Below are 12,535 nucleotides of genomic sequence, written 5' to 3' on the forward strand. Positions count from 1 at the left end.
TTAAATCACTCTTTATTTTTTCGATTTAAGATAGTTAAATATAATTTTATTTTTCTCGGGCAAAAATGGAAAAAAATGTAAAATAAACTTTATTTTTTAACCAAACATTCAATTCTATTTAATTTATTTTTATATTATCATCATCGAAATACAGTGTCAATCTCCATTTTCACCAAAAAATCAAATAAATTTTTGGTTATAATATTAAATCTCATTTAATTTATCATTGACTTTCCAGATATGATCAAGTAAAATTAAATTGTAATTAATCAACCTATATTTTAGAAAGGGGCGATTTTATGTCCAATCCATCTAACATAAATCTGGATCTCGGTAAAAATATAATGGATGTCCGTAAAAGACACAGTATGTCTATCAAAGCGCTGGCTGAGGCGGCAGGCGTTACCTCCTCCCTGCTCAGCCAAATTGAACGGGGTATTGCCAATCCTTCCATTTCCACAATGAAAGCAATCTCAGACGCTCTGCAGGTGCCTTTATATGATTTCTTCCTGCCCACGGTGGAAAATACAAATAAACTTATTTCCAGGGCCAACTCCCGCGAGCGTTTTATATTTCCAAGCGCCGCCGATGTAGAGCGTCCGGACGGATATGAGTGTGAACGTCTCACGCCGAAGTATCCCAGCGAAGTCACCCTGCTGCGCACCAAGCTGCCGCCCAAAAGCGCCAGCAGCTCTGTCGCACGCACTCATGCGGAGGATGAGGCGGCCTATGTGGAATCCGGTACCGTATTCCTGCAGCTTGGCGACACCAGGGAAGAGCTTTATACCCACGACAGCGCCTCCATCCCTGCCAAGGTTCCCCACCGCTGGATTAACGAGACGGATGAGGACGTATATCTGATTCTCGCCTCCTCCAGGAAGGTCGAGTAACACCTGATTTCTTAGATTTTTTTCAAACATTCACTTCTATTTAGCGGTAAACAAGGCCGGTTTGCGGACTTTTTTACCGGTATTATCAAACAGGCCGGTTTCCCGGCCTGCAATTTGATAATTTAAAAACTAAATTAAAAAGGAGTGATTGTTTTGTTTTACGGCATTATTGCAGTGATCTGCGCATCTTTACTTTTGGGGATTATCCCTTCTGTCAACAAACTCATTTTACTAAGCGGTATGAGCTCCGGCTGCATCGTTTTTCTCACATACCTCACCTCTGCGGCAGGAATGCTCTTTATTATTCTTATAAGAAGAGAATCCTTCCGGATCCGGCCTGTTCAGCTTTTTACGCTTCTCTTCACCGGTTTTTCCGGTCTGGGGATGACGGGATTTCTTCTGAATATGGCTTATGAATTAATTCCGGTGGGACTTGCCACCATGCTGCACTTTCTGTACCCGTCACTTGTCTCCGTTGCGATGATTCTTTTTTTCCGCCAGAGAATCACTCTGCTTAAATCGGGGGCCATTCTGTTTTCAATTGCCGGGATGTTTCTGATTGCCGATTTGTCCGGCGGTTTAAAGTTTGCCGGTATCCTGATTGCACTCTGCTCCAGTCTTACCTATTCCTTCTATTTCATTATCAACGAAAAAGGATGTATCAGCGCCCTTCCCCTGACGGTCAAATTCTTTTACGTATCGGTCGGAAGCAGCCTGATGTTTGGGATTCTCACGTTCTCCAGAAATGAGTTTTCACTTCCCTCCTCACCGGCCGTCGGCGCGGAATTGTTCCTGATTGCCGGTCTTGGCTCCATGCTGGCTTTCTTCCTGATCACCTACGGCATAAAAAAAGCAGGTGCATCCACCTCTTCTTTCCTGAACATGCTTGAACCAATCACCAGCCTGATCGTCGGCAGTATCCTCTATCAGGAATATCCTTCCCTCTTAAGTCTGGCAGGCTGCACCTTTGTTCTTTTCTCGGTTCTGCTGGCCGCGCTAGACAGCAGCAGATGCGCTTCTTCACAGAGCAAACCGGGCCGGATATGCACAGCGGAGCCGCCGCAATCCAAATGTTGACATTTCTTTTCGCCCTTGTTATGATAAATTTATTCTATGGAAAGTGGGAACCTGTCTATGAAATATAGTACAACGGCCAGGAATGGCAAGGAAGATAAGAAAGAGGAGATTTTAAAGGTTGCCACCAAGTTGTTCACCGTGCAGGGATACAGTAAAACGGGGATGCGCCAGATAGCCAAAGAGGCAAATGTCAGTCTTGCTTTGATTACCTACTATTTCAGTACAAAGGATGAGATTGCCAGATTAATCGCCAGGCAGATATCGTCCCAGAACAGCCGGTGTATCGACAAGTATGTCGATGTGCATGAGGATCCGATTCTCCATTTAGGCGTACTGGTCAATCTGGACCATATGGTTTTCTCCTCGAAAGATTATGCTGCTTTTTATAAAGATATTCTGAGGGAGGATATCATGCTGGATGTAATCGCCTCCTCCGGACTCAGGACCTATACCTGCATCCGCAACAAGTACTGCCCCGACATGAGTGACCAGGAGATCAAACGCCTGGGCTGGTACGGCAATCATATTTCCGTCAGTCTTGAGAGGACGCTGGTGCTGTATGCCGACCATTTGAATTTGATTCAGGAACCAATCCCAAACCTTGTGTTTGATTCCTTCATGAGCTTTTGGAAGTTCCCGCAGGTGGACGAGATTTTAAAGAAGAAAAAAGAAGAATGCCGGGAACTGGCGGAACGGATTCTGAAAGAAAATCCGGAGCTTCTGGACTGGCAGATGATCAGCCTACCAAAAAGCACCACGGATTCCGACGATGACGTAATAAAATAGCTTGTGTATCGCAGCGGTATATGCCGCCGTGGTAAAAGCCGCGCAATAAGCAACGAAAAGCACGCTTCGCGAACGTTTCATTGTCACTCAACGAGGAAAGCAGAAGCCCCAGCTTCAGGTGTTGGGACTTCTGCTTTCTGTATTTCAATTTTAATTTTCACTTAAAACCATGCCGGCGGAACAGGAAGGGCACGTTTTGGATCCACGAAAATAGCATGGGTGGGACAATCCAGTTCACAGTTGTAACAGCAGACACAATCATTCACATATTTGGCAACAGCCTTTTTTTCCACCTCGTCAAACCGGATTACGTCCATCGGACATGAATTAACACATTTCCTGCAGCCGATGCATTTGCCGGTGTCAATGTTTTGAATTGCCATATCTTACTCCTCCTCATATCCATACTGCAGCATATATCTTTCCTCATACGGCAGAGACCGATCTCCCTGCCACTTTTCAGGAACATCCTCTGTGGTTAACTCCATTTCACCCTGCTCATTGATCTTTGCAATTACCCACTTTAACCAGTTCTCATCATCGCGTCTGGGATAATCCTCCCGGAAGAACCAGGCTCTGGACTCTTTTCTGAACATGGCCGTCTTAAGCATCAGCTCGGCTCCCGTCAGCATACTCCTCACCTCATGGTAATTCCTCAAATCGTGGAAATCCTTTGCAAACGTCTTCGGCAGGAAGTGATGTTCAAAGAATTCGATCATGGTAAGAGCCGCATTCAGGCGTTTCTCATGCATAACCAGGCGGACCTCATAGGGGAACAGCGTCTGCTGGATTCTCTGCAGCACATGCTCCGTCTTGAACCCGCATTTGCGCTCCAGCGGCGCCATGGTAGCCTGTTTCAAACTGGAAATCGTCTCCTCAGGAACCTCCGGCATATCGGCTTCTTTCACATATTTTGCAGCGCTCTCACCTGCCCTGTGGCCGGTTACGGCTGCATTACACATACCGCTGCCGAGTGTGCCGTAGGTAGGCCCTGTAAAATCATTGCCCGAGGCGTCACCCGCCGCATAGAGACCGGGAACATTTGTCTCACATCCGAGGTTAATCTTCACGCCGCCCGGCCAGAGGTTGCCGATAAAGTCCATATACTGCTCAAATCTGTCGTTAAAGATGTCGATGCCCGCTCTGTCCATCATCGTAATCCAAGGGCCTTCCGCGGTCTGGTTATATTTATCAATGGCTTCTTTATACTCATTCCTGTCGTATCCATATGCCTCGTGGTACAACGGTCCCTTGCCCTTATGTTCCTCAATCGCCCAGTGGATGTTGGTAGGCAGATGGGCGGTGGAATCCAGGAATTCCTCACCCAGACCGTTGGTGATGGCATCGTGGGTCAGTCCCAGTTCGGCCACCGGACCGTCGATACAGACGCTGTCACAGTCTTTTGTAACCCAGATGCCGCTGCCGAACTCCATACCGGTCACTTCGGCTCCTGCACGGTAGCTCATGGTCGTTCCTTCTCCTGCGTTGTGATGAACGCCATAATATGCGGGACGGAAGGTAAGTCCGCCGGAGCAGATGATAACCGCCTTGGCTTCAATGGCGTAAAAATCTCCGGTCTGCGTATTGAATCCCGACGCTCCCACGACTCTGCCGTCTTTTTTGATCAGATCGGTGAGCATCAGGCGGTCCAGGATAGTTGCTCCGCTGCTCTCTACCTTTTTGCGGCAGATCATCATTTTCTCACGTGTGCCGAACTTGATGATTGCGGTAGCCTTGCGGTATTTCGTTCTCTGGTGGCGGTAGCGGAAAGGCTCTTCCTCCGGACCCGGCAGGCCTACGTCATCGGACATAACGGCATTACCATATGGATGATCTTCTCCCGGCATTCCTTTGGTGCCTTCCTCCTTTAAATAAAACGGGACACCCCAGCTCACCAAATCACGGTAACGGTCGTACGATTCCTTCAGTAAGATTTCCACCCAGTCCTGATTGACAATATACTCGCCGATACCGATGAACTGATCCCGCCATTCCTGGATGTCATCGCCCCACTCTTCCTTGAAGAGCATCATATCGCGGGCAAAGTTACTGTTACCGCTTTTTCCGCAGTAATTCTTCTCGGCAAGGATTACTTCCGCCCCCGCTTCCCGTGCGGTAACTGCGGCAAAGCACCCTGCAAGTCCGCCGCCGACAACCAGTACATCTGTTTTAAATCGCTTCTCAGCCATGAGAATTCCTCCCTTATGATTTTAATTTCATTATAAAAATCCATACATTATTTTACTAAAACGCGGGGTCCCGTTACTTGGCGGCCGCCCCTTCCTTCTGCCCTGTCGCAAGGCTGACAATAATATAGACAACCAGGGAAATTGCAGTAGGTGAAACCTCGCCCATGGGCAGAGGCAGAATGCCGGTCAGGCTCAGCGTCATAAACGCGATGCCCGTAACCGAAGAGACAATAGCGCCTGTACGGGTTCCGCCCTTCCACAGCAGACCGCCCATAAACGGTGCAAAGGATCCGGCAGCCACAAACGCACAACAGGAAACCAGCAGGCTGACGATATTGTTTGCCAGCAGTGCGATGGTCAGGCCGACGCCCGCCACCAGAGCGGTAATGACATAATTGCCCATTGTCAGGGTCTTTTCCGACGCCTTGGGATTAATCATGCCGCGGTACAAATCGTTCAGGATAACGGTGCTGATGGCCACGAAGAAAGCATCTACCGTGGACATTATGGCCGCCAGGACCGCCGCCACCATAACCGCCGCAATCACCGGATGGAGACCGTTCAAAATTACGGTGAAAAAGCTGCTGGTGCCTGAGGCGCCATAGACGGCCGCGCCGTACATTCCGATAAACGTAGGCATTAAAGCCAGCGGAACGATCATAATGATGGAAAGAATCCATCCCTTCATTGCCGTGCTTTCACTCTTACATGCAACGATACGCTGGACCGTGCACTGATCCGCCATAACGGCCATGGTAATGGGAACCAGCATCAGCATAACCGAGGTAAATCCTCCCTGTGGTAAGGGATTAAAAAACGTATCGGGCAATGCTCCGCTTGCCACAGCCTCGGTAATGACGGAAAATCCGCCTCTTGTAAACAGTGTCACCGTGGTAAGAATCAGGCCGACGGTAATAACCCCTATCTGTACGACCGAGGTCGCCATGGCTGCCCACAGACCCGACAGCGCGGAGTAGGCAAGAACCACCAGTGTGATTACAACTGCTCCCAGGTTGCCGTTTAACCCCATGGAAATAAACAGCGCCTTACCTGCCAGAATCTGTACACCGATATTTCCCACCAGACCGACCGTTGCCACAAGGCTGAACATGACGGACGTGAACTTGTCGTTGTATCTGGCGCGCAGAAATTCGGGAAGCGAGATATGCCCCGCCCGGTATACACGCTTGTTTAAGAAAAATGCACAAAATATGTAGGATATGGCACAGCACATTCCATACCACATACCTGAAAGACCAACCGAAGCGGCGTCTGCAGTACCCCCTACAACGAAGCCGTTTCCTATGTGGGCACCGATTGCGCCGCCGGCAAACATAAGGACGCCCGCGCTCCTGCCCGCTGAAATCAGAGAATCAAAGTTACCGCCATACTTTTTTTTACCTACCAGTCCAATACCGAGCATGGCAAGCAGATAGATCGCAAGGACTACAATCAAAATGGTCGTATTCATACGTTACCTTCCCCTCCATTTAAAACCGCGCTTATCCGTTCAGGGACAAGCCTTATTGATTCACATTGGAATAAATAAAATCGTAATAGATAGAAATTGTAAATCGGCAGGCCAAACCGGCCAGGGCAGTTACTTCCTCCTTTCCTACCGGGCGGCGGCTTATAATTTTCCGGACAGATATCCGCCTCCCCCTCTTCGGAAAAAGCCTCATAAATCCTTTCTGCACGGCCAATGCAGAGCTTTTTCCGAAGAAACTATACGCGTACAGTTTTCTTATATCTGCATTGTACTGTACGCGTATAGTTTTGTCAAGACATTTTTACCCATAATCTGCGGTTATTTTAGATAAAATGTCGTAAATCTTCTTATTTTTGCATAATTGCAGTTCAAAAGCTTTATAATTGCGGTATTCTTCCCTGGTTACCGTTCACTCCGAGGACCGGAGCTTCAAATAAATGCTTTTCCCCCTTGTCATCTAGTATTCAATACTATATAATAAGACATGAGGTGAATTTTATGAAAACGAACGAAGAACGTCTGCAGGATCTGATGGCGTATCTGGACAGTATGACCAGGATCAACCCGTCCGACATTCCCGCTATTGATTTATATATGGACCAGGTTACCACTTTCATGGACAGCCATCTGTCGGGCTGCAAGCGGTTCGGTGAGGACAAGATCCTGACAAAGACCATGATCAACAACTATGCAAAGAACAACCTGCTTCCTCCCCCGGAGAAGAAAAAGTATTCGAAGAACCATATTTTGCTGCTGATTTTTATCTACTACTTCAAGAATGTACTTTCTTTTAACGATATTGAACAGCTCTTCTCCCCAATCAGCGAGAACCATTTCTCCCAGGGCTCCAATCCCGAACTGGCAGAGCTTTACACGGAGATATTTTCCCTGGAACGGGAGCAGCGCAAGCGGCTGAAAGAGGACGTGATGGCCAAATTCCAGGCGGCTTCCGAGACATTTCCGGACGCCGAGGGGGATGACCAGGAATACCTGCGCCTCTTTTCTTTTATCTGTGAACTGGCTTTTGACGTCTACCTGAAAAAGCAGATGATAGAGCTTTTAGCGGAACAGTTGAGGCAGGAGAATCCTCCCAAGAAGAAAAAATAAGACACTGCCGTAGGACAATAAAGGTCAATTCATTTTTTAAATAAGATAAATCTGACTATTGACATTTCCACTTCAGCGCAGTAGAATCACTAGAAACAAGCAACAACAAGCCATGACGAGGAAAAGTATTCCGCTGTACATCCTTTCAGAGAGCTGACGGCAGGTGCGAGTCAGCAGGAAATCCGGAAGAAAATCACCTCTGAGCTTTCAGCCTGAACAGTTCTCCCAGTAAGACTGAACGGTCAACAGCCGTTATCCTGTTACACATTGTCAGATGTGGCTAAGGGGCCGTTTTACGGCAATAAGAGTGGTACCGCAGAGGGAATATAACCTTTGTCTCTTAACAGAGACAGAGGTTTTTTTATTGAGTGGCAATGAAAAATTCGCGAAGCGTGCTTTTCGTTGTTTTTATATCCAGTAAAGCAATAAACCTCCGCGGAATACACACAAAATCGAAAGGGGATTTTTTTATTATGAACACATTGAAAAAGCTGAGTAATTTCTTCGGACAGAATATGGCCGTCATTGTCATCGCCGTCGCTGCCCTCGCCCTGTTTGTACCCCAGAGCGTTAGTTTCATCAAAACTTCCTACGTCAATACCCTCCTCGGCATTGTTATGTTCGGGATGGGCCTTACCCTGAAACCGGGAGACTTTAAGGTCGTTTTCTCCCGCCCCAAGGATGTTATTATAGGATGTATCGCCCAGTTCACCGTGATGCCGCTTCTGGCATTCGGGCTGACTAAGGTATTTAACCTTCCGCCGGAACTGGCCATCGGCGTGATCCTGGTGGGAACCTGCCCGGGCGGCACTTCCTCCAATGTCATGACCTACCTCTCCAAAGGCGATGTGGCCCTGTCCGTTGGCATGACGGCCGTTTCCACCGTGCTGGCTCCTTTTCTCACCCCGCTTCTCACCTACGTTTACGCGGGCGCCAGAGTCGACGTCAACATGGCCAGCATGTTTTTATCTATCGTCAAGGTCGTTATCGTACCGATTGCCGCCGGTTTTATTATCAACCACTTCTTCTCTGCCGTTACACAGAAGATCGTGGAGGTGCTGCCTCTGATTTCCACAACCGCCATCGTGGCCATTGTCGCCGCCGTTGTTTCCGCCAATTCAGCTAAGATTCTGACAAGCGGACTTCTGATTGTCGCAGTAGTTATCTGCCACAATGTGATCGGATATCTGCTGGGATTCTCCATCGGAAAGGTTTTAAAACTGGACGAGAGCAAATGCCGCGCTATTTCAATCGAGGTCGGCATGCAGAACTCAGGCCTGGCAACCTCCCTCGCCGCCACTCATTTTGCCCAGTATCCGTTAGCTACCATCCCGGGCGCCGTATTCAGCGTATGGCACAACATCTCCGGCGCGGTGCTCGCTAACTTCTATGCCCGTACGGCGGAAAAGGCAGAAAAAAAGGCAGGTTCGGCCGCAATGACGAATCCGCAGTAACATAATATACGCAGTAACTTGATTTACATATGCCGCGAGCGGGATTCTCGCGCCGAGCGCGGCCGCATAGCGGCATATTACATCTTCGCGCGAGTGCGCATCCTGCCAGGATGGCTTTTTATATCGTAGGAGCACTATCCCATGATATAAAGAAGAGCCGGAAAATCTCCGGCTCTTCTTTAAAATCTGTCCTGTTTTTATGTCATTCAGCAGCCTTTGCCGCCTCTTTCTCCTCATCCCCTGCCTGATCTTCCAGGCGTTTAAATACCATGTCGTACCCGTCGTTACCATAGTTCAATGAGCGGTTAACGCGGCTGATTGTCGCGGTGGACGCTCCCGTCTTATCGGCAATCTCCAGATACGTTCTTTTCTCTCTCAGCATCTTGGCAACCTCATAGCGCTGTGAGAAGGACAACAGCTCGTTGACTGTGCAGACATCCTCAAAAAAGCTGTAGCACTCTTCCGTGCTCTTAAGGGTCAGAATCGCCTGAAACAAATGGTCAACCGCCTCTGTCTTGAGTTTTTTATTCATGTAAAAGCACCTCTTCATTATATATTTTTGCTTTCCGTAAACCACCAGCTCCTTACAATTTTAGCATACTAAAGTTGTAAAGTCCATATTTTTTCCACTTCTTTTTGCAAAGTTTTCACAACCTCGGAGAATATTCTGACAGGAAACCGATTCCAAGCCGTTTTACAGCATGAATTTTTCCACAACATGGGCAATCCCGTCATCATTGTTGGATAATGTAATGTAGTCCGCGGCCTTTCTCACCGGGAGCACCGCGTTCTCCATGGCTACGCCGAGACCGGCAAATTTGATCATCGTCAGATCATTATAACCGTCTCCGCAGGCAATCATCTGCTCTTTCTGAAGCCCGAGGATTTCCAGCAGCCTGGCCAGGGACTGGGCCTTATCGATTCCTCTCGGAAGTATCTCAAGGAAGAACGGTTCGGAACGGTAAATACTGAAGTTCTTTCCCATTGCCGCCTTCACCCTGGGCTCTACCATAGCAAGGTAATCCCCGTCGTCCATCATTAAAAACTTTGGTACAGGGTACGTTACATAGGACTTCAAATCGTCAATCTGACGGACTTCCATATTGTTAATCTTGTTTTCCAGCTTCGAATAGGGACTCTCCGCATCATTGGTAATCAGGGTATGTCCGTCATAGGTGAGCACCGTCACCCTCTCATCCTCGGCCAGACCGATAATTTTTGCATTGGCCTCCACCGGAAGCAGACGGCTGAATACCACCTCTCCGGTCCGGCAGTTCGTTATCATACCGCCGTTAAACGAGAGAATATAGCTTCCGTACTCTTCCAGTTTCAGTTCCCGCGCAAGGGGCATTACCCCGTCCGTCGGACGTCCGGAGGCAAGCACGATCTTTTTCCCCCTCTCCTGAAGTTCCATCAGGGCTTTCTTTGTCTTTGGAGTAATCACTTTATCACGGTTTGTCAGCGTTCCATCCAAATCCAGAACGATAATCTCATAATTTTCCATCTGCATCTCTGCTCCTGTACATTCTGCACACCGGCCTAATACCAGTCTTTCCTATTCCCCAGCCGTTATTATATAGGAAGTAGCGATAAAATACAATTAAATAATTATAACGGATGTACGGCCCGTAAAAATATCCGGATAATTCCTTTCAATGAAACAGGCACCAACCTGCAGTTTTTCCAATATCTTAGATAATATAGACAAAATCTACGGGAGAGTTTTATGAAAAAATTTATTTCTGTTTTCCTGACAGCCGCCATGACTGCAGCCGCCCTTTCCGGCTGTCAGGGTGGAGGGGCATCTGATGCTCTTACTCCGGTTACATTAAATGAAGTGGCCCACTCCATCTTCTATGCTCCTCAGTATGCTGCCATCGAACTGGGGTATTTTAAAGACGAGGGCATTGATCTTACCCTTGTCAACGGCGCCGGTGCCGACAAAGTTATGACCGCCCTGATTTCAGGGGATGCCGACATCGGTTTCATGGGCTCTGAGGCCAGTGTTTACGTCTACCAGGAAGGTTCCGAAGACTATGCCGTCAACTTCGCCCAGTTGACCCAGCGCGCCGGAAACTTTCTCGTTGCCCGCGCTCCGCAGGAAAACTTCTCCTGGCAGGATCTGAAAGGCAAAAAAGTATTAGGCGGCCGCGCAGGCGGAATGCCGGAGATGATTTTCGAATACATTCTGAAAAAGAACGGCATTGATCCAAAAACCGATCTGACCATCGACCAGAGCATCAATTTCGGTCTGACTGCCGCTGCCTTTACCAGCAATGATGCCGATTACACCGTCGAGTTCGAACCATTCGCCACGGGCCTTGAAAAAGAGGGCAACGGAACCGTTGTGGCCTCCCTCGGCGTGGATTCCGGCTATGTTCCTTACACCGCTTACTGTGTAAAGAAGAGCTATCTGGAGAAAAATCCGGAAATCATCCAGAAATTCACCAACGCAATCCAGCGCGGTCTCGAATATGTAAACACACATTCCGCAGAAGAGATTGCTGAGACAATCAAACCTCAGTTTAAAGAGACGGACACCGATACCATCGCGACTATCATTGAGCGTTATAAAGAGCAGGATACGTGGAAAAATGATACCGTGTTTGAAAAAGAGAGCTTCGAACTTCTGGAAAATATCCTGGAAGAGGCCGGAGAACTGAATGAGAGGGTTCCTTATGAGGATCTTGTAACTACGACGTTCTCGGAAGAAGCAGGAAAGTAGGTTGAAAAATGAGGACGCGGGCGGGACGGCTCGGGGGTGGGACGGGATGGGGAGCGGGGGTGATGAGTCTTCAGTCCCGGGCGGAGATTGTTGGTGAAGGTGGGGAATCCGGAAGAAAGAAATCTCCTACGGGGACCGCTTCCGCTGATGGAGCGCATAACGGATACTAGGGCGCCTGAAAAACGCCGCCCAAGTACCGATGGACTCCAACGTCCCCTGCGGAGATTTTTCCTTCCTCCTCCCCCACCGGGACGTTATGGCCGGGACTGAAGACGCGTAGGTTTTCGCCCATCCCGCTGCCCCGGCCTTCCGCCGCTGACTGTCCTCTTTTTCAAAAAGGAAGAGGTATTGTCGCTGCCACTATGTATCGATAAATGGCCCGATAGTTCCTGGGTTTATGCGCTTTTAAGCTGTTTTGCTTTTTGCTTTTCCGTTTTTGAAGTTTTTCTCCTGAACACTCCGTATTTCCGGCGGTACTGCAGCATGCTGGTGACGGAATTAAATTGAAAAAAGCCGGTGACACAACATAATAGGATGAATTATAACATTTCATCGCCCTATCATGCTGTGACACCGGCTTTTTATCGATAATTTATTAAATATATAAGTAAAATGACACCAAAGTATACTCATTCCGCCGGTACGCAGCGGCCGCGACAATACCCCGGTCCTTAGAAAAAGAGGACTCTCAGCGGCGGCAGGCCCGGCGGACGGGATGGGCGAAAACCTACGCTTCTTCAGTCCCGGCCATAACCTTCCGGGAGGGGAAGGAGGAAGAAAAAATCTCCGGAGGGGACGTTGGAGTCCATCGGCACTTG

At 48.4% G+C, this 12,535-nt stretch carries 11 protein-coding genes and 1 other annotated feature; of the genes, 6 read left to right on the forward strand and 5 right to left on the reverse strand.

What is annotated here, in order from left to right; all coding sequences use genetic code 11:
• Positions 1-344 precede the first annotated feature (344 nt).
• The 3 genes from QZT18_RS08045 (at position 345) to QZT18_RS08055 (ending at position 2,753) form a co-directional block, all read left to right on the forward strand.
• Positions 345-890, forward strand: coding sequence for a helix-turn-helix domain-containing protein (locus QZT18_RS08045; protein ID WP_294146409.1), 546 nt, complete (start codon positions 345-347; stop codon positions 888-890).
• A gap of 153 nt (positions 891-1,043) precedes the next feature.
• The gene (locus QZT18_RS08050) at positions 1,044-1,967 is read left to right on the forward strand and encodes a DMT family transporter (RefSeq protein WP_294146386.1); all 924 of its coding nucleotides are present in this window, start codon (positions 1,044-1,046) and stop codon (positions 1,965-1,967) included.
• A gap of 57 nt (positions 1,968-2,024) precedes the next feature.
• Complete coding sequence (locus QZT18_RS08055) at positions 2,025-2,753, forward strand: TetR/AcrR family transcriptional regulator (RefSeq protein ID WP_294146389.1); 729 nt, start codon at positions 2,025-2,027, stop codon at positions 2,751-2,753.
• 161 nt (positions 2,754-2,914) lie between these two features.
• Here the strand turns inward: QZT18_RS08055 and QZT18_RS08060 are convergent, their stop codons facing one another.
• The 3 genes from QZT18_RS08060 to QZT18_RS08070 form a co-directional block, all read right to left on the reverse strand.
• Complete coding sequence (locus QZT18_RS08060; RefSeq protein ID WP_294146391.1) at positions 2,915-3,136, reverse strand: ferredoxin family protein; 222 nt, start codon at positions 3,134-3,136, stop codon at positions 2,915-2,917.
• Between the two features lie 3 nt (positions 3,137-3,139).
• On the reverse strand, positions 3,140-4,942 hold the full coding sequence (locus QZT18_RS08065; RefSeq protein WP_294146393.1) for an FAD-binding protein: 1,803 nt from the start codon (positions 4,940-4,942) through the stop codon (positions 3,140-3,142).
• 73 nt (positions 4,943-5,015) lie between these two features.
• A complete protein-coding gene (locus QZT18_RS08070; RefSeq protein ID WP_294146395.1) occupies positions 5,016-6,413 on the reverse strand; it encodes a sodium:solute symporter in 1,398 nt (465 codons plus the stop codon).
• 516 nt (positions 6,414-6,929) lie between these two features.
• Between QZT18_RS08070 and QZT18_RS08075 the strand changes: the two genes are divergently transcribed.
• Positions 6,930-7,538, forward strand: a complete 609-nt coding sequence (locus tag QZT18_RS08075; protein ID WP_294146397.1) for a DUF1836 domain-containing protein — start codon at positions 6,930-6,932, stop codon at positions 7,536-7,538.
• Between the two features lie 103 nt (positions 7,539-7,641).
• Positions 7,642-7,882, forward strand: a binding site (T-box leader).
• Positions 7,883-8,011: 129 nt separating this feature from the next.
• Positions 8,012-8,992, forward strand: a complete 981-nt coding sequence (locus QZT18_RS08080) for a bile acid:sodium symporter family protein (RefSeq protein ID WP_294146399.1) — start codon at positions 8,012-8,014, stop codon at positions 8,990-8,992.
• Positions 8,993-9,194: 202 nt separating this feature from the next.
• Here QZT18_RS08080 and QZT18_RS08085 read toward each other — a convergent pair whose 3' ends face one another.
• Both QZT18_RS08085 and QZT18_RS08090 read right to left on the reverse strand, forming a co-directional pair.
• Positions 9,195-9,524, reverse strand: a complete 330-nt coding sequence (locus tag QZT18_RS08085; RefSeq protein WP_125143359.1) for a YerC/YecD family TrpR-related protein — start codon at positions 9,522-9,524, stop codon at positions 9,195-9,197.
• Between the two features lie 162 nt (positions 9,525-9,686).
• Positions 9,687-10,502 (reverse strand): Cof-type HAD-IIB family hydrolase, encoded by an 816-nt coding sequence (locus QZT18_RS08090; protein ID WP_366925821.1) that lies wholly within the window; start codon positions 10,500-10,502, stop codon positions 9,687-9,689.
• 216 nt (positions 10,503-10,718) lie between these two features.
• Here QZT18_RS08090 and QZT18_RS08095 point away from each other — a divergent pair, with 216 nt between their 5' ends.
• Positions 10,719-11,717 carry an ABC transporter substrate-binding protein gene (locus tag QZT18_RS08095; protein ID WP_294146402.1) on the forward strand — a complete coding sequence of 333 codons (999 nt, stop codon included), beginning with the start codon at positions 10,719-10,721 and terminating at the stop codon, positions 11,715-11,717.
• Positions 11,718-12,535 lie beyond the last annotated feature (818 nt).

The organism is uncultured Clostridium sp. (assembly GCF_900547735.1).
Taxonomy (GTDB): Bacteria; Bacillota; Clostridia; order Lachnospirales; family Lachnospiraceae; genus Otoolea.